This window comes from Caballeronia sp. SL2Y3, assembly GCF_022879575.1.
GTDB lineage: Bacteria > Pseudomonadota > Gammaproteobacteria > Burkholderiales > Burkholderiaceae > Caballeronia.
Genome location: NZ_CP084261.1, coordinates 419648 through 439442, shown reverse-complemented (window position 1 = coordinate 439442; position 19795 = coordinate 419648). Strand labels below are relative to the sequence as shown.

The window sequence follows — 19795 nt, the reverse complement described above, 5'->3', positions numbered from 1 at the left end:
TCCACTCAATGCGGCACGCCGTCCGTAATCAGGTCGCGCAAGTCGTCCATGTCGAACGGCTTCGCGAGGATCGGCACGCCGAGATGCTTCGCGCGTTCGATCTCGTCCGCATAGCCCGTCATCAACACGAGCTTTTGCGAAGGCAGCCGCTTCACGATCTGCTCCGCGAGGTCGATGCCGTTCATCTTGCCGGGCATCTGCACGTCGGACAGCACGAGATCGAAGCTGTAGCCCTCGCCCATGAGCGCGAACGCCGCATCCGCGCTTTCCTCGTGATGCACGGTGCAGCCGAAGACTTCGAGCACGGCCATCACGCCCGCCGCGACGTCGGTGTTGTCTTCGACGAGCAGCACCGACATGCCCCGGAACGGGTGGTCGTCGTCCGCGACTGGCGACGGTTTGGCGGGCGGCTTCTCCGTCTCGACGGGCGCAGCCGCCGCTACCGGCCCGTGATACCGCGGCAGATAGAGGCGCACGGTGGTGCCCGCGCCCGGCACGCTGGTGATGCGCGCGGTGCCGCCCGCCTGTTCGCAGGCGGCCAGCACTTGCGAGAGGCCGAGCCCCGTGCCCGCGCCGCGCACTTTGGTCGTGAAGAGCGGTTCGAACGCGCGGCGCAGCACGGCTTCGCTCATTCCCTCGCCGTTGTCCGTCACGGAAATGAGCACGTATTCGCCATCGGGCAGATCGGTTTCCGCGCCACGCAGCCGCGCGTTCTGACAGCGGATGACGACCCGCCCGCCATGCGGCATCGCCTCGCTCGCGTTCGCGACGATGTTGACGAGCGCCAGTTCGAGCTCGACTGCATCGGCCATGATGGGCCATACGTCCGCTGAGAACTCGACCGTCAACGAGACCGACGGATGCACCGCACGCTTCGCGATTTCGAGCATGCTTCTGATCCACGCGGCGGGGTCGATCACTTCCTGCTTCAGCGGATGCTTGCGCGCGACGCTCATCAGCCGCCGCGCAAGCGACTCCGCGCCGGCCGTCGCGCGTTCCACCGCGAGCACTTCGCTCTCGACATTGTTGAAATGCTTGCGCCGCGCCAAGGCCATGTTCGCCGACACGACCATAAGCAGGTTATTGAAGTCATGCGCGACGTTCGCAACGAGATTGCCGAGCGCGCTCATGCGCCGCAAATGACGGGTCGATGCTTCGACGGACAGCCTCGTCGCGACTTCGGCCTGCCAGCGTTCCCACGCGACGCGTTCCGCATCGAGCCGGCGGATGGAGAAGGCGATGAGAAGCCATACGGCCATGCATGGCAGCACCGCTATCGCTGCCACGAGCGCGAAGTTCTCGCGCCAGCGCGCCCGCACGACCGACGTCGCATAACCAGTCGCGACATAGAGCGGAAAATCGCTGACGCGCCGGTAGGCAAGCACGCGCTCGACCTGATCGATGGTCGATGTCATGCGCATGCGTCCGAACAGCTCGTTGTTGCGGAACGCGTCGGTGAACGGCGTATTGTTCGCGGCTTGCGACGAGGCGGGGCTCGGCGGATAGCGCACGAGAATGCCGCCGTCGCGCCGATATAGACCGATCACGAGCGCTGCATCGCCCGCCGCGATCTCGCGATAGAAGTCGATGAAGTAGTCGCGCTTCAACGCAATCGACACGACGCCGAGAAACTGCCCGTTATGGCTGATGCGCCCCATGGTCGTCGTGAAGACGTCCGAGCGCGCCACCTTGCCGCGCAACGGCAGCGAGAAATACGTGACGGGCGCGAAGGCGCGCGCTGAAAGGAAGTCGTCGCGCTCGGCAATGGACACTTCCGGCGCGGGATAGTAGCGGCTATTGGCAAGCAGCGCGCCGTTTGCGCCGAAGACTGAAATCGCTGCGACCTGTGCAAGCGTGCCGCTCATGTCGTCGAGCGCGCGATGCAAGGCTTCCTCGCGCATTTTGATGTCCGCGTCGCCACTGTCGCCCAGCATGTCGACGACGCGCGTCTCCAGTTGCTGATTCAGGTCGAGCACTTTGAGCGCGTGTTCGTTCGCCACGCGTGCGAGCCGCTCGGTCAGGTCTCCGGCCTCGGCAATGCGCCGCTGATAGTCGTAATAGCCGTAAATGCCGAGACACGCGAGCGGAACGGCGACGGATGCAGCCAGGACGAGCAACAGCACGCGTCGCGTCAACGCGAAGTTGCGCGACGGAAGCGGTAAATCGAAGGACCCGGTCTCTGTAGGATTCAAACTCTCGGCCTTGTTGAGGATCGGCCGGTATATCGTAACCGGCGAGCACGCATCGGCATAGCAAGCCGACCGTGACCGGGCCGCGATTCTCGTCAATCGAACATTTCTGCGCCAATCAGGCAAAGCACGCGTCGCTTGCCGGTTGCTTGGCGCTTGCCCGCCGGTCGGGTCGGAGCGGTCGCTTTCAGCGAAGCGCATGCCCGGGCTTTTACGGCGACGCCGGCTGGCGACAGTCGCCGGACTCGGCCGGCGGCGGCATGCAAAATGCCAGTCGGGCGCATCTTGCATGCAATCCGGCGCTAAAGGCCGGGGGGCGAAGTGCCAGTTCAACCGGCCATTTCGCGATCAGGCGTCGACGAGATGCGATGGATCGCCAGATCCGCGCCGTTGAACTCGTCCTCGCGGTCGAGGCGCAGGCCCACCGTCATCTTGATGACGCCGTAGACGGCAGCGCCGCCCGCGAGCGCGAGCAAGACCGCGCCGATGGTGCCGATGCATTGCGACCACATCGACACGCCGCCGATCCCGCCCAACGTTTTCTGCCCGAACAAGCCTGCCGCGATGCCGCCCCACGCTCCGCAGAGGCCATGCAGCGGCCAGACGCCGAGCACGTCGTCGATCCGCCAGCGGTTCTGCACACAGGTGAACATCTGCACGAACAGGACGCCCGCCACAGCCCCGACAATCAATGCGCCGAGCGGATGCATCACGTCGGACCCCGCGCAGACCGCTACCAGTCCGGCCAGCGGTCCGTTGTAGGCAAAGCCCGGATCGTTGCGACCCGCGACCCACGCGGCGAGCGTGCCGCCGACCATCGCCATCAGTGAATTCACCGCAACCAGACCGCTGATCTTGTCGACCGTCTGCGCGCTCATCACGTTGAAGCCGAACCAGCCGACCGCGAGCACCCACGCACCGAGCGCGAGGAAGGGAATGCTCGACGGCGGATGCGCGGCGATGCGTCCATCCTTGTGATAACGGCCGTGGCGCGGCCCGAGCAGCAACACCGCCGGCAACGCGACCCACCCGCCGAACGCGTGCACGACGACCGAACCGGCGAAGTCGTGAAACGGCGCACCGAATGCGTGCGTGAGCCACGCCTGGACGCCGAACCGGTCGTTCCAAGCGATTCCTTCGAGCAGCGGATAAATGAACCCGACGATCACGCAGGTCGCGAAGAGTTGCGGGTTGAACTTCGAACGCTCGGCGATGCCTCCCGACACGATCGCCGGCACGGCTGCCGCGAACGTCAAGAGGAAGAAGAAGCGCACGAGCGCGTAGCCGTTGTGCTGCGCGAGGACGTCGGCCCCATGCATGAACTGCACGCCGTATGCAATGTTGTAGCCGATGAAGAAGTACGCGAGGGTGGATACCGCGAAGTCCACGAGGATCTTGACCAGCGCGTTCACCTGATTCTCGCGCCTGACCGTCCCCAATTCGAGAAACGCGAAGCCCGCGTGCATGGCCAGCACCATGGCGGCGCCCAGCAGTAGAAACAGGGTGTCGGTACCGGATTGAAGTGCCTGCATGTCGACTGACGTCCCGAAAAAAGCGGCGACAAGTGCAATATCCGGGCCAACCGCGCGTTCACTGTGCACTGCCTGCGCGAAAGCGGTGCAGACGCCTTCGGACGGTGCAGCTGATTCAATCTCGCGTAAAGCAGCCGCACCCATGTTGGTGCTTCTTGTGCCGTGATGCTCTATGCAAGTGCATTCTGTGCATTGAATGGTGCATCCAATATGCGAAAGCCGCCGCGATGCCAACGCCTCGGAATCGAAACGGGTACTTACAAACACTTGTCATTTTATGTAATGATACTGATTCTCATTTAGCACCCGCGTGCGTCGGATGCAGATGACATATGACGAACGGACAGACGTCCATCGTCGATCCGAACTTACTAACAAAATATCGGGGAACGATATGCTGAGGAAAACGCCGCTCGCCGCGGCTTTGGTCACTGTGGCAACCGTGCCGATGGCCACGCCGCTCTACGCGCAAACGGCAGCAGAGAACACACGAGCCGCCTCCTCCGTTCAGAGCGGCTCGGCGGACACGACCAGCGGCGCCGCAAGCGTGAACGCAGATGCCGCTGCGGCCGCGCCCGAAACCGCCGCCCTGCCCGCAGTCAAGGTGACGGGGCAAAGCGACACGTCGCGCGACTTCCAGCCGGAAGTATCGAGCGTCGGTGCGAAAGTGCCCACCGCCTTGCGCGACATTCCGCAAGCAGTCGTCGTCGTGCCGAAAGCGGTTCTGCAATCGCAGGCGGTGAGCTCGTTCTCCGATGCGCTGCGCAACGTGCCGGGCGTCACGCTCGGCGCAGCGGAAGGCGGCCAGATCGGCAACAACATCAATCTGCGCGGCTTTACCGCGCGCACCGATATTTATCTCGACGGCTTTCGCGACCGCGGCCAGTACTATCGCGATACGTTCAACCTCGAATCCATCGATGTGCTGTACGGGCCGTCGTCGCTGTACTTCGGGCGTGGCTCGACAGGCGGTGTCATCAATCAGGTGAGCAAGCAGCCGGAGTTGAAGCCGCGCGCCGATGTGTCCGTGCAAGCGGGCACGCACGACCGCTACCGCACGACCGTCGACATCAATCAGCCGATGACCGAGACTTCCGCGTTCCGCATCAACGCGTTCGGTCAGGACCTCGGCTCGACCCGCGATCAGATGAAGAGCAAGGACTATGGCGTCGCGCCGGAAGTGAAGTTCGGCATCGGCACGCCGACGCAGGTGACGCTATCCGCGCTCATTCAGCACAACCGCGATCAGCCCGACTACGGCATTCCGCCATTGAACGGGCATCCCGCACCGGTCGATACGAAGACCTTCTATGGCTTCACCGACGACCGCACGATTCAGGACGTGCAAACGCTCAACGCGCGCGTGGAGCATCGCTTCAACGATGTCTTCACGCTGCGCAATCAGACGCAATTCAGTCACTACAGCACCGAAGCGCGCGCGACGAACGCAGCCGCCGTGCTGACTGGACCGCTCGGCACATCCCCTGCACTGACGAACGGGAACTACACGACGCTGCCGCTCTCCTCGCTCTACGTGCGGCTGCAAGGCAAGGATCGCAACATCAACGATCACTCGGTCTACAACACGACCGATTTCGAAGGCAAGTTCTCGACGGGCTTCCTCAAGCACGACATGCTCGTCGGCGTCGATCTGAGCCACGAGACTTACAGCAACCAGAGCTTCACCGCGACGACGCCCGGCCTGCCGTCCAATACGCTTGCGATCGTGCCGCTCGTCAATCCGACCTATGCGACGCGTCCGTCGAATTATCGCGAGGTCGCTACCAATCTCGCCGAATCCAGCGCGAACGGCATCGGGCTCTACCTTAACGACACCATCTCGTTCGGCGAACACTGGAAATGGATCGGCGGGGTGCGCTGGGACCGCTATGAAGCATCGATTCATAACTCGATCAATGCACCGCGTTATGCCACGCAGACGAACTATTTCACGAGCGTGCGCACCGGCGTCGTGTGGCAGCCGAGCGAATGGCAGTCGTATTACGTGTCGTATGGCACGTCGTTCAATCCGTCGCTAGAGGCGCTTACGCTCACCAACAATCAGCAGAACACGCCGCCCGAGAAGAATCGCTCGTACGAGATCGGCTCGAAGTGGGATCTGTTGAACGGCGGGCTTTCGGTGACGCAGTCGCTTTTCAACATCGAGAAAACCAACGCGCGCACGCAGGTCTCGACCGGCGAATATACGCTCGATGGCGATGTGCGCGTGCGCGGCTATCAGCTCGGTCTTGCCGGCCACCTCACGAACAAGTGGCAGGTGTTCGGCGGCTATACCTACATGGACGGCACCGTGCAGAAGGCGCTCGACGGCACCACCGGCCACACGCTCGCCAACACGCCGCATCACATGCTCACGCTCTGGTCCACATATAACGTCACGCCGAACTGGGAATTCGGCGGCGGTCCATCGTATGTGTCGTCGCGCTATGCGGCCAACAACAACCTCGTGCAGGTCGGCGGCTACACGCGATGGGATGCAATGGCCGCGTATCATCAGAAACGCTACGATATTCAACTCAACGTGGTGAACCTGACCGACAAGAAGTACTACGATGCCCTGATCCCGTCCGACGGCGGACGCGCGGTGCCGGGCCTTGGCCGCACGTTCCTCGCGACGTTGAACTACCGCTTCCGCTGATGCACCTTTGACTTGAAGCATCTGAAGCGCGCGCCGTTTGAGCGCGGCGCGCGCAGCGACATCACCGAGCCATGCCATGATTCTTTCGATACCCGGCGTCCTGAGCGCCGAAGACGCCGCCGCCATGCGCTCGCGCCTCGAAGCCGACACCGACTCATGGGTCGACGGCCGCGCCACCGCGGGTTATCAAGGCGCGCCCGTCAAGCGGAACCAACAGATTGCCGAAGGCTCCGCCATTGCCCGCGAAATGGGCGATGTGATCGTCGGGGCGCTCGAACGTCATCCGCTTTTCATCAGCGCGGTGCTGCCGAACCGCGTGTATCCGCCGCTTTTCAATCGCTATGAAGGCGGCATGCATTTCGGCAGTCACGTCGATGGCGCCATTCGCATCGTGCCGGGCCATGGAGCCCGCGTGCGTACGGATGTATCGATCACGCTCTTCCTTTCGCGCCCTGAAGACTACGACGGCGGGGAACTCGTCATCGAAGACACGTACGGCGTGCAGGAAGTGAAGCTGCCCGCGGGTCACGCCATCGTGTATCCGGCAACGAGCCTGCATCAGGTGCGTCCTGTCACGCGCGGCGCGCGCGTATCGAGCTTCTTCTGGGCGCAGAGCCTCGTACGCGACGATGCGCAACGCGCGTTGCTTTTCGATCTCGACAACTCGATACAGCGTCTCAATGCGACGAACGGCGACGAAGCAGCGAAGCGCTCGCTCGTTGGCTGCTATCACAACCTGCTGCGCATGTGGAGCGAAACGTGAGAATGTGAGGGCAGCGGTGTGATCTGCCAGAAGCGTTATCGCCCTTTCCGGTGGGTATGGGCACCATTGCCGATACTGTGCTTTCGGATTGCGCGTGTCGCGTTGTCGAAGCATCGCTCAAGCATCGTGCCGATGGCCACATGAACGTGTCCGACGGTCATCGACAGGCGAGCGCGTCCGCTGTATCGCGATTTCTTGCGCGACCCATACCGCAGCGCAGCAGCGCGCAGCGGACAAGCGCCGCATTGTCCGCACGGGGCGTTCCCCTTGCGTGAACGCTTCGTAAAGACCGCTTCCATGCTGCAACGCCACAGCACGCCGGGCTGTTGAGCGCCGCGAATCGGCGCACAATGGCGCGAGCGTCGCTCGAAGCCGGGCGAACAGGAGGAAGCATCATGACCGCCATCACGTGGGTTCTTGCCGCCGACGAGCATCGCGCCCGCATCTTCGAAACGCGCGGACTCAAGGTCGATCTTCAGCAAGTCGAGGACATCAGGAATGCCGGTCCAACGCGAAGCGGGGCAAGCGAAAAAGACCGCGAGACATTCGCTCGAGCCATTGCGACTTTCCTCGAACAGGCGAGGCAGCAGCATCGCTTCAATCGATTGCGTCTTGCCGTGGACGCAAGATTCCTCGGCATGTTGCAAGCGAGCTTGAGCAGCGAAACACGCATGCTCGTTTATGACGACAGCGGCAACGGCGCCCCGCGCGCGCAGCGCCACGTGGAACGTCGATGAGCGTCGATGAACGACGTGCGGCGCGCGCCGACCGCGCCGACCTCTAAGCAGGCTGGATGTTCTGATTGCTGCGGAACACGTTCTCCGGATCGTAACGGCGCTTCACTTCTGCGAGCCGCTCGTAATTCGGTCCATAGGCCGCTTTCACGCGATCGCCCTCGTCGCCCGCCAGGAAGTTCACGTAGACGCTCCCCAGCGCATGCGGCGTCAGCGCGGCGAACATGTCGCGCGCCCATTGCGTGCAGGCGTCGTCGTCCGCCGCTTCGGTCCAGCGACCGTGTATGTTGATGGTGAACACCGAATCGCGATTCGCGTAAGCGGTCGCATTCGAGGGAACGCGGTTCGTCTGGCCGGCCATCGCGCCGATGAAGATCTCGCAATGCGGCGACGGCAACGCCTTCACGGCATCCGTGAGAATGCGCAACGTCTCGTCGTTGAGCGCGGCGAAGTTATGAGACTTCCAATAGTTGCGCGCGCCGGGTGTCAGCAGCGGATCGAACGCCTTCTGCCACGCGGTGAAAGGCATCGGGCCGAGGTGCTCGCCATACGGCGTGCCGAATTCACGCACGGCCTGCAACGCCTCGGGCCCACGCCCGACATCACCGATATAGCAGCACGCGAGCGCAATGACGGGCTTGCCGTGCACGTCGGCCGGCAGGAACGGTAGTGGGGGCGCCAAGCGCATGACCGCCCATACCGTCAGGTCGTCCGGCGCATCGGCGATGAACGCGCGATACTTCGGCAACACCTGATCCGCCTGTTCGAGCGGATACACGACGAGCCCGCCATAGATCTGCGGCCCCACTTCATGCAGGCGGAATTCGAACATCGTCACGATGCCGAAATTGCCTCCGCCGCCGCGCAGCGCCCAAAAAAGATCCGGCTCGGATTCAGCGCAGACGCGGCGCCACTTGCCGTCCGCCGTCACGATGTCAGCGGCGACGAGATTGTCCACCGTCACGCCATATTTGCGGCTGATCCATCCGAAGCCGCCGCCTAGCGTGAGCCCTGCCACACCCGTCGTCGAGTTGATGCCAAGCGGCGTCGCGAGACCGAAGGCCTGTGCTTCGTGATCGAAGTCGGAAAGCAGCGCGCCCGGCTCGACATAGGCGCGTTTCGCTTGCGGATCGATGCGCACCGACTTCATCGCGGACAGGTCGATCATGAGTGCATCGTCGCTCACGGCGCTGCCCGCGATATTGTGCGCGCCGCCGCGTATGGAAAGCAGCGCGCCGTGTTCGCGCGCGAAACCGAGCGCCGCGAGCACGTCGGCCGTTCCTGCGCAACGCACGATGAGCGCCGGGCGCCTGTCGATCGTAGCGTTCCATACCTTGCGTGCTTCGTCGTAGTCGGAGTCCGTGGGCGAAATGACCTTGCCGCGCACGGCGGACTTGAGCGTATCGATTGCGTCGACCGGGAAGTTGATCATGGATGACCTCGCTGCATGAGAAGCGCGCCGCGACGTGCCCGACCTGCCATCTGGAACGTGAAAGCGCAAGAATTCCGCTTCGCGCGCCACCGACGCCACGCATCGGAGAGGAAGCGGATTGCGATGACGGACGCGTTCGTCCGCTCGTTGATTAAAGTCTTGCGATTACGAAATGTAAAGACGAGGACCCGCAATTTCGCGCACGATATCTAGCATGCATCGGCCAAAGTTTCCGGAAACGCGCGGTGTGATATGCAGCACTCCGTTCATTGATTCGCATCCCTTACTTCATGCCCCGTTAAGGATGCGTTGCTTACATACGCCGCATCGACTTATCGCCGATCTGCGAAAGATTGTTGAATGTCCTTACAGCAAAGCAACAAGCGTCAACGCGTGACCAACGCGAACGTTGGTTGGGCATGGCAGATCATCCGGTCTGCATGTTCAAAGCAAGGAAGTTCGACATGAAAAAGCTGTTTGCTGCTGCTCTCATCGCCTGCCTGTCGGCGGGTGCATTCGCCAAGTCACACGAAGCCGAGCGCCATCTGCGACTTGAGCGCAAGGAGCATCGCGAGCGCGTCGATGAGGCACGCGAGCGCGATGCCCGCAACGAACGCGAAGCGCATCTGGCGCGTGAAGAACACAAGCGCCAGGAAGAAATCGCCCGTCACGACGCAGCGCCGGGCAACCCGCACGTCGAATTCCACAACGGCGAGGCGAACGGCCTGCACGTCACGCACTAAGCCGCGTGAATCAACGAGCCGTTGATTCGAACGAGCGCCTGCGGGCGCTCGTTCATGCGTAGCGACAGCTCAATAGCCGAAAGCGCCGCTTCCGGTCGGGAAGTCGATCGTGCCCTGGTCGGAGAAGCGCGCGCCGCCAAACGGCCCGCCTGCGAGACGGCCGCGCGCCACGTACGACACCTTGGTCACCTCGTCGCCGCTCGCAAAGCCCAACGCTTGCCGCGCGACCGACCATGCCGACACCGTCACCGGCACGGACACCACCAGTTCACCGAAACGCGGCACGGATCCACGCTGCGGACTCACGCCGCTCGCGAAAGCCCGGCCGTTCACATCGAGATCGAGCGCCACGCCGTCGAAGTCGATCGGCGTATCGTTCGGATTCTGCACGCGCAGCTTGACGGCGAAGCGCATTTCAAGCCCCTGCCCTTCGAGCGGCTCGATGCCTGCAACGCTGACGCGCAACGCATCGCGGTTCATGAAGCCCGCGCATCCGCCGAGCATGAGCGTGGCCAACACGAAGAGGACGAGGAAGAAGCGGTTTCGCGCTTGATTCATATGCATGGGTCGAGGTCCGGTAGCGTAGTGAGAACTGGCAGGATTCTATGGCGATCAGACGCGCAACACGTCGAGCAGCATGCGGCCATACGCATGATGAAACCAGACACCGTCGGCGACATAAAGTGCCGCAATCCACGCCGCGCCGACGACGATCAGGTCGCAATGCCCGCTCGTCCACAGTCTCAACGAATGGCGTCCACCGATCCAGGGGACGCCCAGAGGGTTCGGCCAGTCCGCGAGCAAATGCATGATGCCGCCGCACGCGAAGCCGAATGCGAACGGCACGGCGGGGTGTTTCCCGAGCAGATGCCATGACAACGCCAGAAGCGCGGCCCAGCCCACGCCCCAATGCGTGAGCGTGCGATGCGTGATCCACAGCTTGCGCTTGCGGGTCCACCACGCGACTTCGAGCCAGTCCGGCGCGGTCGCCCCGATCACGCCGCCCAACACGGCCAGCGCGCAGGCGAGATAGTCGACGCCTGCCGCCTTCGTGACCAGCGCCGCCGCGATGATGCCCGCTGCCCATCCCGTCGCATGATGGGCCTTGCTCGATGCCATGTGAACCTGCCTTGAACCGCTTGCTTAAGAAAGCGCGCATATTCGCACGGCGCATGCTTCAGTGTGCGAGGCGATACACAAACTTACGCAATTGCGTGCGCTGGGGCACCATTGGCGCGCCGCGGCGGCGAGCTCGCGCGTCTATGACTAAAATGATTGATGGCACCGTTGCGCGACTACCCGCGCGCGTCGACGTATCCCGCCAAGGCCCTCTATCTCGTCAGCCGTCATGCAACACCTGAAATACCTGAGCGCCTACCCGAGCACGCTTCAGGAAAAGGTGCGCCGACTCATCGCCCAACAGCAGCTCGGGCCGTATCTCGACGCACGCTATCCTTCGAAGCATGCCATCCAGTCGGACCGCGCGCTGTATCAGTACTGCGCCGATCTGAAGAACGAATTCCTGCGTGTCGCGCCGGCCATCGACAAGGTCTGCTATGACAGCAAGCTCGACGTGCTGCGCCATGCGCTCGGCCTGCATACCGCCATCTCGCGCGTGCAAGGCGGCAAGCTCAAGGCGAAGAAGGAGATCCGCATCGCGTCGTTGTTCAGGGACACGGCCCCCGAATTTTTGCGGATGATCGTCGTGCACGAACTCGCGCATCTGAAGGAGAGCGACCACAACAAGGCGTTCTATCGCCTGTGCGAGTTGATGCAGCCGGGCTACCATCAGATCGAGTTCGATTTGCGTCTGTATCTCACGCATCGCGATCTAATGCGCAATCACACGGTCTGACATTCACTCGGCCGACCACGCCAGCGCGGCCACATAGCCGCGAGGCGCGGCGAGCGACACTGCGCGATACGCGGCTGCTTCATCGGACAGCGCATAGCGCGCGCCATCGCGCGGCAAGACCGAAAAGCGGTGCATCGCCAGCGCCTGGCTGCCGATGCCCACGCCATGGGCCTTCAGCACCGCCTCTTTAGCCGTCCAGCAGGCGAGAAAAGCGTCGCGCTGATCGGCTTGCGGCAGGGCTTGGACGACGCGCTGGTCCGCAGCATGCAAAACGGTCGATTGCAGTTCGCGCCAGTCGAAGGAATGCCGCGCCTTTTCGATATCGACACCCACGCGCCGCTCGAATGACATCGCGATCAATCCATGCGCGCCCGAATGCGCGACGTTGAAATCCGGCGCGTCGGGGATGGCGAGCATTGGACGGCCGTTTGGGTCTGACACAAGCGCAAGTTTCGCGGGAGAGCCACCTAGCTCGACGGCGAGCAGCCGGCGCAAAACGGCGCGCATCGTGGCGAAGCGGGCGGCATCTTCATGTCGCATGAAGCGGTGTGCGCGTTGCAACTCGTCGGCATGCAATATACCTTCGGCGGCTTCCGGCAACGGCACGCTCAGATCGATGTCGACGAGCCACACGCGAACGTCGGCGGGGGCTTCGGTCGGCAACGCTGTGCATGGTGTTGTCATTTGCCTTAACGGGTATGTAAATACGCGCCGGCGCTGTCGCGGAGGTGATGGCGAAGGCCGACCTCTGTTGGGTTACCGGTCTCGTTTCTGTCGGTCAATGAGAAGTCGGTATTCTTCATACCGTACATCGCCTTCAAAACGAGCTTTCGTGAATGCTATCAAGCGCTCGGGTGCGGCTTTCTGTTCGCTCAAATTCCCTCGATATTCTTGCGGCTTGCGCTTCTTAGTCGTTCCGCCGCGCGCGGGTGAAGCTTCGGTAGCGAGGCATTCACGAGTGCAGTCATTCATGTAAATTCGATTTGGACGGCGGCTTGGAAGCGTTCGGTGGCGGTGGCGCTCAGGAATCGCTCGATGCGGTGGCAGTGCTCGGGCGCCGCTGGCCGAGCGCGCGCCGCCCTGCAAGGTGCGGCGCCGCTTGCGGGCTACGACGCAAGAGCCATTGGAACGGTGGCACTCGACGCACCTTCCAATCCCGAACAGGCGTCTCATGCGGTGCGGGCTTGGCGCTTATGGTTTCGTCGCTTGATTTGCCCATGGGCACGACAAAGGCAGCGGCCGATTATGGGTCGGGTCGGACAGCGGCCCGTCGGTGGCGCCCTTTGCGGGCGCCGCCATTGACCGTTCAACGTCGGCGGCAGGGATGACGCATCTTTGTAGCCTCAGAATTGCGCGGTCATCTGAGAGCCAAGCGTCACGCGTGACGTATCCAACGTGGCCGGCTTGTAGAGCGGCGTGCCGGCGAACAAGTCGTAGCTGAAACCGGCGTACTTCGACGGCACGCCGCCGCGAATACCGATTACCGCGCCGACGAGTTGCGTTCCTGCGAGAAAGGCCGTATTCGGTCCGAAGACGTGGCCGTAGTCGATCCCCGCGTATAGCGTCTGCCCGGTCTTGCCGATCGGCGCTTGTAGCTCGTTGCGCCAATAGAAGCCCTTTTCGCCCGCCAGCATTTGCTCGCCGTCGAAGCCGCGAACGGTGTAGCGGCTGCCGATGGTCAGGTCGTCGATGTAGAACAACGTGTCGTTCGTGTATTGACCGTGGAACGTCGTCACGTATCGGAGCGGTTGAGATGCGATTGCGAACGGCACTGACAGGTTCGCATCGATCATGGCCATGTGGAAAAGGTAGGTCGGACCCGACGGCTTCGTTGCGGGCGTCGGCGCGATGTTGGCATCTGCCGGCTGCGAGGGATCCCCTGTTGCGCCGAACTCGTTAATGCCTTGCCGATACGCGAGTGAGCCGTCGAACTGCGCTCCGCCGAAGTAATGGCGGTCGGTCAGCCCCGTTTCGAAGAACGTGTTGTTGCGGTGCTGTAGCACGATCTCCGTGTCGTCGATGAAACTTGCGCCGAAGCGCTTGGACAACTGAGCGTAGCCGCCGAAAACATCGTTCTGGCCGCGATGCAGCACGCGCGCGAACTTGAACCCCGCCGTCTGCGCGTTGCCGCTCGACACGAAGGTCTGGTTCACGCCCGCGATCTGCTGATAGTACGTGTTCGTGTTGCCGACCGCACCGTTGCTGTTCACCCCCGCGCCGAGCGTGCCCGTCGAGGCGACGCTGCCGGCGTTGATGGTCGTGTTATTGAGCGCTGCCACGACGCCGCTGTTGGTCAGCGTGCCGGCAGTCGATGCGACGACGTTCTGTTGCGCGTAGGTCGTCCCGCTGTTCTGAATGCCCTGCGCGGCGCTCGCATTGATGGAGCCGCTCGCGTTCGTCGTTCCTGCGAGCACGAGCTGACCGTTGGATTGCAGCGTCAGATCGCCCGCTTGCGCGGCCAGCACGCCCTTGTTCGAAACGCCGACGCCATACTCGTTCGATACCAGATAGATGCGGTTGGCATACATGCCGCCCAGCGCGCTGACGTCGATTGCAACGGATGGCGCGGGTCCATTGCCCGCGATGGGCGTCGCCGCCAGCGTGCTGTGATCGACCTGATTGGACCCGGCGACCACGTTCACGTTGTTGGCATAAATCGCGGCGTTCACCTGAATCGCACGGGACAGCAAGTCGACCTGATCGACGTTCGTCGCATTCAGCCCAGCGCCCTGCACGGTGATATTGCCGCCGGTGACGTTGAAGCCCGCGAGACTGCCATTCGCGCCGAAGTTCGGCGTACCGGTCGTCAGAATCGCGCGCGATGTGTTAATGAAACCGCCGCCGTTCACCACCAGGCCATTCGGATTGGCAACCACGACTTCCGCGCGCTGCCCGGCCACTTCCAGATAGCCGTTCAGTTGCGACGGCGAATTGCTCAGCACCTGGTTGACGATGATCCCCGCCGACTGCCCCGACGAGAGATTGGGGTTGCCATTGATATAACCCGCCTGCTGCGTCTGCACGAGGGTTGGCGAGTTGTTCAGAATCGCGCCCTTCGACGGGATATCGAATTGTGAATAATTGTTAAGGGAAACGCCGGCAGCAGACGGCTTGGCGATGTTGACTTGTTGCAGCCCATTCTGCGTCTGGATCACCTGCGCAGCCGACCCGGGCGCTGCGACGATCTGCGCCTGCGATACAGACATAGCCGTACCCAGCAGCAGCATCGCGGCGAATGCCACGGCACGCATGGGAAGGCTCGAACCGATGCTCAGAGACGATGCGACCGACCCGCGTTGCGTCGCGCTACCGCCTTGCGCGCCCTGCCCCGTGGCGAAATCAGCAACCGCTACCATCATGTGCCGCACGCGGCTGAAGACCAGCTTGTAAATCCCGTTATTCATTATTCGATGCTTCGCTTTTTCACGGTGCGGGAGGCGCTAAGGGCAACCCGCAAACAGGCCGTGAGTGTTTCCGCGATCAGCATTGGGGAATATGGGAGTAATCCGAATTCGTTCACGCTGCTGCCGTTCGATCACGTGAGATCTTTCGCAGGCTTAGACGTAGGATTTGTAGCTGCAACCCGTGCTTAGTTGCGTGAAAGCAACGGATGATGCTGCGTTGGTGCAACTGCGCGCTCGCGAAGCCGAATGCGGTCGCGATGCCCGCCTTCGACAATCCGCGCGCGACCGACATAAACGAAGGTACAGGCGGCCAACGCAATGGATATGAGCGGCATGCCGTCATATGCGTTTGATTCGCGCGACGTTGGCGAGTACGCAGATGTGCCGGCTCGCTTCACACGCTCGCCACAGCGAGCCAAAACGCGGTTCGTGCTCGGCCCGCGATTCCGACGAGCCCCACCATCAGGCCGACGTGCCGGTTAGCGCGCTTTGAATCGTCGTGCCGCAGAATTATTGTCTGTGGTGACCAGCACGCCGGTCCCATCGCTCGCCATCGCGACAACGATATTATTCGCAGTCCGTACGATTCCTCACGTCGCAGTGCACGCGCATTCATTCTCGCATAGCTGCGCAGCCACGGACTCTGCCGCCGCGTGCGCATGCCGGAATCGCTGTTGCAGATGCCTCAAGCGAGCCGCGGCTGTCGGTTGTTTCCCTGGCCCGCGTGGTGGTGCCGATGGAACGCATGCCTACCGCGTCCACATAGCGGCATGTGCCCCCGCGAGTTAGTGTGCGACTCCGCCGATCACGACCTTCGCCAGCGCGGCCCGTTGAGGATCACGCCTCGCCCGGCGAATGCATCCCAGTCGGCATTGAGCGACGCACAGCCGAGCGACGAGCCGTCGTTTCAGTGCAAATCCGTCTCTTGGTCCCGTCTGGGTATTCAACCGGAAGCCCTGCCATCCCTAGGCAGCAACACTGCGCTTATGCATCGTCGCGGACATCGCGTCAAGGGCGAGCGACCCGCGCCGCATCAACCAGCGAGATTGGCGAGAGCACGGACATTAGGCCGTTGATGTCCCGCCCGAACGGCGAACGCCGCACGATGCGCGACGTCCTTCCCTGCGCCAAGTCGAACGGCATGGGAGCGCTCTATTCGGTTACATATATCGCGGATGCACCCGCAATTGCGCTAGCCCATCGCTCTTCACGACCACGACGGCGTTCTGTTCAAACGCCAGCATGAAGTCGTCGGCGTCCAGTTCAGTCGCGCCGAGCACGAACAGACTCGGTTCGGCGCGCCATAGGTTGTTCGGATCCATGCCTTCGCCGGAAAGCGCCATCCAGCCTGCTTGCGCAATGTGCGCTTCGAGTGTCTGCTGCCGCGCGGCGTTCTCTTCGGCGCTCAGTTCGCAGCCGAACGGATTGAACGCGGTCACGAATACCGCGCTCGCAACGCCGTGACCGGCCAGCAGCGCGGCGACGGCTGCGTTCTTCGCGCCGATCATCATATCGATGGGCGGCTCGCCGTGTATCCGGTAGATGGCGGCGCGGTACGCTGCGAGAGTTGCGTCGGGAAGCGATGGAGCGTTCATGAGCATCGACGTTACCCGACTGCGCAGGCGCGCGCAAATCGCCATCGCAGCGTGGACGACCGCCTATACTGAAAGCAGCGCCTTCATGCCGGGAGGACGCCATGACACGCATGTACATCGATTGCCGCGAGTGCTCGAGCGACAGCAACTGCACGATCGCACTGGCGGCCGACTCCGAAGGAGAATTGATGCAAGCCGCCGTGCAACATGCGGTGAGCATGCATCAGCACGAAGATTCGCCGGAGTTGAGAAAGGAACTGAGGAAGTTCTTTCACGAGGGCACGCCGCCGCTCGAAAGGCCGTCCGCATAGGACGTCACGCAATTGATTTCCGCCAGCTAGCGTTTCTTAGCGCGCTAGGCGGTAGGGCTTTGTCGTTTGGATAGGAGAAGACGCGGAAAGCAGCGACGCGCCGCTACTTTACGGGCAGCCGGTGCGCCGCTCGCTGCGGCTGAATCGTTGACGCGAACGCCAGTCTTCCGAGCGCAGCACCTGTTCGCCGTCCTCGCGGGCTTCGTCCTCGGAATCGAAGCCTTCGTCGCTATAGGCGACCACCTTCATGCCGCCGCCTGCCGCGCGCTCTACGGTGATGCCCCAATGCCACCCGCCTTCCTGGTGGAAGATATGCAGCGTGGGCTTCGACGATCCGATCAGATCCATACATGCGGCTCCTTCAAGTTGACGTCCGTAAGGCTTGCTGCCTTGCCTAGACGAACGCCCTTGATGTCGGGCGCTTCTCTTTGCGTTGCCCGTACGCGGAAATCGTTCAGGGCACTGTTACTCTAACGAGGGCTTGAGCACCCGCTTAAGACAGCATACTCAATCACATGTTGCATTGCAACACGGGCTTTCCCCGATCGTGCGCTCGCGAGACGACGCCTCGTCGACGAAAGGCGAATGGAAGCGATCATCGTTGCAGAAGTCATCGGACTGTCACGCTCAAGCGCGCGCCGGTGACATTCGGCGTTGTGTCCTAGAATGAGTAAGCCGTCATCAGCGGCGTAAGAGGGACTCAGGAACGCTACTTCCCGAATCATGCTCGGCGCGCTCGCTGCGTGCTGGGCGGCGTCTGCATTCGCGCAGCCGCTCGCCGACGATCCTTCCGCGCCCAAGACACGCGCGCAAGTGCGTTACGAACTGCACGCGTGGATCGCTGCCGGCTACGATCCGAACGACTGGATCAATTATCCGGACAATGCCATGCGCGCCGGCCGCATCGCGGCGCAGCGACGAGCCGACGCGCCGCCCACGACGCACTGAAGCGGCGCGCGTAACCGCGCTCATGCAGCCGGCTCATGCAGCCCGCTTCGGGCCGCGCAAGATGCGCCGCGCGATACTCCAGCGATGCACTTCCGAGGGGCCGTCGTAGATTCGGAACGCGCGCATGTCCGCGAAGATGCGCGCGACGACCGTCTCGTGCGTGACGCCCTGCCCGCCCAGCACCTGCACGCAACGATCGACGACGCGCCACAACGCCTCCGACGACACGACCTTCGCGATGCTCGACTCGTGCTTGCCGAGCACGCCCTGATCGAGCACCCACGCGCAATGCCAGATGGCCAGGCGCGTGACGTGCAGGTCCATCTCGTTGTCCGCCAGCATGAAGCCGACGCCTTCGTGCTCGCCTAACGCCTTGCCGAACGCCTGACGCTGCCGCGCGTAGCCGCTCGCGACGTCATGCGCGCGGCGGGCTGCACCGAGCCACCGCATGCAGTGCGTGAGACGCGCGGGCGACAAACGCACCTGCGCATAACGAAAGCCTTCGCCGGGTTCGCCCAGCACGTTCGACGCCGGCACGCGCAGACCGTCGAAACGCACGACGCCGTGGCCGCCGGGAAAACATGTGTCGAGCGAATCCATCGCCCGTTCGATGACGATGCCGGGACTCGACATGTCCGCGAGAAACATCGTGGCCGGGCCGTCCGCGAACTTCGCCATGATGATCGCGACTGCCGCGCCCTCGGCGCCCGTGATGAACCACTTGCGGCCGTGAATCACGTACTCGTCGCCGTCGCGCGTGGCGGTGGTCTGGAGCATCGCCGGGTCCGCGCCCGCGCCGGGCGACGGCTCGGTCATGCAGAAGCACGAGCGGATCTCACCCGCCGCGAGCGGACGCAGCCAGCGTTCCTTCTGCTCGGACGTCGCGATGGCTTCGAGCAGATGCATGTTGCCCTCGTCGGGTGCCGCGATATTCAGCGCGACGGGGCCGAGCGGCGAATAGCCCGCTTCCTCGAACAGAATCGCCTTCGCGACATGACCGAGCCCGAGCCCGCCGAACTCCGGTGAAATGTGGCTCGACAGCAAGCCCGCCTTGCGGCCCTTCGCGATCAGTTCGGCGCGTAGCTCTTCGTTCGGCCCGTGCGGCGTGCAGCGCGGATCGCGCTCCATCGGCACGATTTCATCGGCGATGAACGCGCGCACCCGCGCCTGCAATTCGGTCAACTCCGGCGAAAGCGAAAAATCCATCGGCATCCTCGGTCGTTAGTGGATCAGGCGAGCTTAAACCGCGCGCGCCCTGTTCGTCATTCATCGTATTCGCTGTATTTGCGCGCGTCGCCGCGGACCTTGTGCGCCGGATACTTCGCGCGATTGAGCGCCATCTTCTCCAGCAACGCCTGATGCAGATCCACATCGAGCGCGTCGGCAAGCATCACGAGATAAGCGAGCACGTCGGCCATCTCATGACGAATGGCGCGCAGCTTCGCGTCGTCGAGTTCGGCCTTGTCGCCCGTCTGAAGCCACGTGAACGGCTCCAGCAGCTCGCTCGCCTCTACGCTTAGCGCCACCGCAAGATTCTTCGGCGCATGAAAGCGGCGCCAGTCGCGCTCGCGCACGAACTCGCGCAGCATGTCGCGCATGGCGACGAGTTCACTCGGGGATTCTTTCATCA

General features: G+C 62.9%; 18 protein-coding genes. 7 read left to right on the top strand and 11 right to left on the bottom strand.

Going from position 1 to position 19795, the window contains the following annotated elements; genetic code table 11:
- Positions 1 to 5: 5 nt before the first annotated feature.
- Together LDZ26_RS15325 and LDZ26_RS15320 are read right to left on the bottom strand one after the other, a co-directional pair.
- Complete coding sequence (locus LDZ26_RS15325; RefSeq protein WP_244850006.1) at positions 6 to 2192, bottom strand: hybrid sensor histidine kinase/response regulator; 2187 nt, start codon at positions 2190 to 2192, stop codon at positions 6 to 8.
- A gap of 326 nt (positions 2193 to 2518) precedes the next feature.
- Positions 2519 to 3721: an ammonium transporter gene (locus tag LDZ26_RS15320; RefSeq protein WP_244850005.1), complete on the bottom strand. Its 1203-nt coding sequence runs from the start codon at positions 3719 to 3721 to the stop codon at positions 2519 to 2521.
- Positions 3722 to 4115: 394 nt separating this feature from the next.
- Between LDZ26_RS15320 and LDZ26_RS15315 the strand changes: the two genes are divergently transcribed.
- The 3 genes from LDZ26_RS15315 to LDZ26_RS15305 all read left to right on the top strand — a co-directional run bounded on the left by LDZ26_RS15315 (position 4116) and on the right by LDZ26_RS15305 (position 7880).
- Complete coding sequence (locus LDZ26_RS15315) at positions 4116 to 6380, top strand: TonB-dependent siderophore receptor (RefSeq protein ID WP_244850004.1); 2265 nt, start codon at positions 4116 to 4118, stop codon at positions 6378 to 6380.
- Positions 6381 to 6456: 76 nt separating this feature from the next.
- Positions 6457 to 7143, top strand: coding sequence for a Fe2+-dependent dioxygenase (locus LDZ26_RS15310; protein ID WP_175941273.1), 687 nt, complete (start codon positions 6457 to 6459; stop codon positions 7141 to 7143).
- A 350-nt stretch (positions 7144 to 7493) separates the two neighbouring features.
- Positions 7494 to 7880: a host attachment protein gene (locus tag LDZ26_RS15305; protein WP_370650725.1), complete on the top strand. Its 387-nt coding sequence runs from the start codon at positions 7494 to 7496 to the stop codon at positions 7878 to 7880.
- A 43-nt stretch (positions 7881 to 7923) separates the two neighbouring features.
- Here LDZ26_RS15305 and LDZ26_RS15300 read toward each other — a convergent pair whose 3' ends face one another.
- On the bottom strand, positions 7924 to 9309 hold the full coding sequence (locus LDZ26_RS15300) for an FAD-binding oxidoreductase (RefSeq protein ID WP_244850002.1): 1386 nt from the start codon (positions 9307 to 9309) through the stop codon (positions 7924 to 7926).
- A 356-nt stretch (positions 9310 to 9665) separates the two neighbouring features.
- Here LDZ26_RS15300 and LDZ26_RS15295 point away from each other — a divergent pair, with 356 nt between their 5' ends.
- A complete protein-coding gene (locus tag LDZ26_RS15295; protein WP_244850001.1) occupies positions 9666 to 10052 on the top strand; it encodes a hypothetical protein in 387 nt (128 codons plus the stop codon).
- Positions 10053 to 10121: 69 nt separating this feature from the next.
- On the opposite strand, the gene LDZ26_RS15290 is transcribed toward LDZ26_RS15295, so the two are convergent.
- Complete coding sequence (locus tag LDZ26_RS15290) at positions 10122 to 10616, bottom strand: LEA type 2 family protein (RefSeq protein ID WP_244850000.1); 495 nt, start codon at positions 10614 to 10616, stop codon at positions 10122 to 10124.
- Positions 10617 to 10664: 48 nt separating this feature from the next.
- Positions 10665 to 11171, bottom strand: coding sequence for a metal-dependent hydrolase (locus LDZ26_RS15285; RefSeq protein ID WP_244849999.1), 507 nt, complete (start codon positions 11169 to 11171; stop codon positions 10665 to 10667).
- Positions 11172 to 11400: 229 nt separating this feature from the next.
- Between LDZ26_RS15285 and LDZ26_RS15280 the strand changes: the two genes are divergently transcribed.
- A complete protein-coding gene (locus LDZ26_RS15280) occupies positions 11401 to 11907 on the top strand; it encodes a M48 family metallopeptidase (protein ID WP_244849998.1) in 507 nt (168 codons plus the stop codon).
- A gap of 3 nt (positions 11908 to 11910) precedes the next feature.
- Here the strand turns inward: LDZ26_RS15280 and LDZ26_RS15275 are convergent, their stop codons facing one another.
- The 3 genes from LDZ26_RS15275 to LDZ26_RS15265 form a co-directional block, all read right to left on the bottom strand.
- Complete coding sequence (locus tag LDZ26_RS15275; protein ID WP_244849997.1) at positions 11911 to 12324, bottom strand: 4'-phosphopantetheinyl transferase superfamily protein; 414 nt, start codon at positions 12322 to 12324, stop codon at positions 11911 to 11913.
- 926 nt (positions 12325 to 13250) lie between these two features.
- The gene (locus LDZ26_RS15270) at positions 13251 to 15311 is read right to left on the bottom strand and encodes a ShlB/FhaC/HecB family hemolysin secretion/activation protein (RefSeq protein ID WP_244849996.1); all 2061 of its coding nucleotides are present in this window, start codon (positions 15309 to 15311) and stop codon (positions 13251 to 13253) included.
- Between the two features lie 1160 nt (positions 15312 to 16471).
- Positions 16472 to 16906: a DUF3293 domain-containing protein gene (locus tag LDZ26_RS15265; protein ID WP_244849995.1), complete on the bottom strand. Its 435-nt coding sequence runs from the start codon at positions 16904 to 16906 to the stop codon at positions 16472 to 16474.
- A 101-nt stretch (positions 16907 to 17007) separates the two neighbouring features.
- Here LDZ26_RS15265 and LDZ26_RS15260 point away from each other — a divergent pair, with 101 nt between their 5' ends.
- Positions 17008 to 17217, top strand: a complete 210-nt coding sequence (locus LDZ26_RS15260) for a DUF1059 domain-containing protein (protein WP_244849994.1) — start codon at positions 17008 to 17010, stop codon at positions 17215 to 17217.
- 108 nt (positions 17218 to 17325) lie between these two features.
- Here LDZ26_RS15260 and LDZ26_RS15255 read toward each other — a convergent pair whose 3' ends face one another.
- A complete protein-coding gene (locus LDZ26_RS15255; protein ID WP_244849993.1) occupies positions 17326 to 17565 on the bottom strand; it encodes a hypothetical protein in 240 nt (79 codons plus the stop codon).
- Between the two features lie 375 nt (positions 17566 to 17940).
- Between LDZ26_RS15255 and LDZ26_RS15250 the strand changes: the two genes are divergently transcribed.
- Positions 17941 to 18165, top strand: a complete 225-nt coding sequence (locus LDZ26_RS15250) for a DUF4148 domain-containing protein (RefSeq protein ID WP_244849992.1) — start codon at positions 17941 to 17943, stop codon at positions 18163 to 18165.
- Between the two features lie 33 nt (positions 18166 to 18198).
- On the opposite strand, the gene LDZ26_RS15245 is transcribed toward LDZ26_RS15250, so the two are convergent.
- Both LDZ26_RS15245 and LDZ26_RS15240 read right to left on the bottom strand, forming a co-directional pair.
- Positions 18199 to 19371: an acyl-CoA dehydrogenase family protein gene (locus LDZ26_RS15245; RefSeq protein WP_244849991.1), complete on the bottom strand. Its 1173-nt coding sequence runs from the start codon at positions 19369 to 19371 to the stop codon at positions 18199 to 18201.
- Between the two features lie 56 nt (positions 19372 to 19427).
- Positions 19428 to 19793 (bottom strand): nucleotide pyrophosphohydrolase, encoded by a 366-nt coding sequence (locus LDZ26_RS15240; protein ID WP_244849990.1) that lies wholly within the window; start codon positions 19791 to 19793, stop codon positions 19428 to 19430.
- Between the last annotated feature and the right edge of the window lie 2 nt (positions 19794 to 19795).

Bases quoted from the DNA above. Each gene is read 5' to 3' on its own strand.
- LDZ26_RS15320 (WP_244850005.1), bottom strand. From the start codon at position 3,721: ATGCAGGCACTTCAATCCGGTACCGACACCCTGTTTCTACTGCTGGGC.
- LDZ26_RS15315 (WP_244850004.1), top strand. From the start codon at position 4,116: ATGCTGAGGAAAACGCCGCTCGCCGCGGCTTTGGTCACTGTGGCAACC.
- LDZ26_RS15310 (WP_175941273.1), top strand. From the start codon at position 6,457: ATGATTCTTTCGATACCCGGCGTCCTGAGCGCCGAAGACGCCGCCGCC.
- LDZ26_RS15305 (WP_370650725.1), top strand. From the start codon at position 7,494: ATGGCGCGAGCGTCGCTCGAAGCCGGGCGAACAGGAGGAAGCATCATG.
- LDZ26_RS15300 (WP_244850002.1), bottom strand. From the start codon at position 9,309: ATGATCAACTTCCCGGTCGACGCAATCGATACGCTCAAGTCCGCCGTG.
- LDZ26_RS15290 (WP_244850000.1), bottom strand. From the start codon at position 10,616: ATGCATATGAATCAAGCGCGAAACCGCTTCTTCCTCGTCCTCTTCGTG.
- LDZ26_RS15285 (WP_244849999.1), bottom strand. From the start codon at position 11,171: ATGGCATCGAGCAAGGCCCATCATGCGACGGGATGGGCAGCGGGCATC.
- LDZ26_RS15280 (WP_244849998.1), top strand. From the start codon at position 11,401: ATGCAACACCTGAAATACCTGAGCGCCTACCCGAGCACGCTTCAGGAA.
- LDZ26_RS15275 (WP_244849997.1), bottom strand. From the start codon at position 12,324: ATGCTCGCCATCCCCGACGCGCCGGATTTCAACGTCGCGCATTCGGGC.
- LDZ26_RS15270 (WP_244849996.1), bottom strand. From the start codon at position 15,311: ATGAATAACGGGATTTACAAGCTGGTCTTCAGCCGCGTGCGGCACATG.
- LDZ26_RS15265 (WP_244849995.1), bottom strand. From the start codon at position 16,906: ATGAACGCTCCATCGCTTCCCGACGCAACTCTCGCAGCGTACCGCGCC.
- LDZ26_RS15260 (WP_244849994.1), top strand. From the start codon at position 17,008: ATGACACGCATGTACATCGATTGCCGCGAGTGCTCGAGCGACAGCAAC.
- LDZ26_RS15255 (WP_244849993.1), bottom strand. From the start codon at position 17,565: ATGGATCTGATCGGATCGTCGAAGCCCACGCTGCATATCTTCCACCAG.
- LDZ26_RS15250 (WP_244849992.1), top strand. From the start codon at position 17,941: ATGCTCGGCGCGCTCGCTGCGTGCTGGGCGGCGTCTGCATTCGCGCAG.
- LDZ26_RS15245 (WP_244849991.1), bottom strand. From the start codon at position 19,371: ATGGATTTTTCGCTTTCGCCGGAGTTGACCGAATTGCAGGCGCGGGTG.
- LDZ26_RS15240 (WP_244849990.1), bottom strand. From the start codon at position 19,793: ATGAAAGAATCCCCGAGTGAACTCGTCGCCATGCGCGACATGCTGCGC.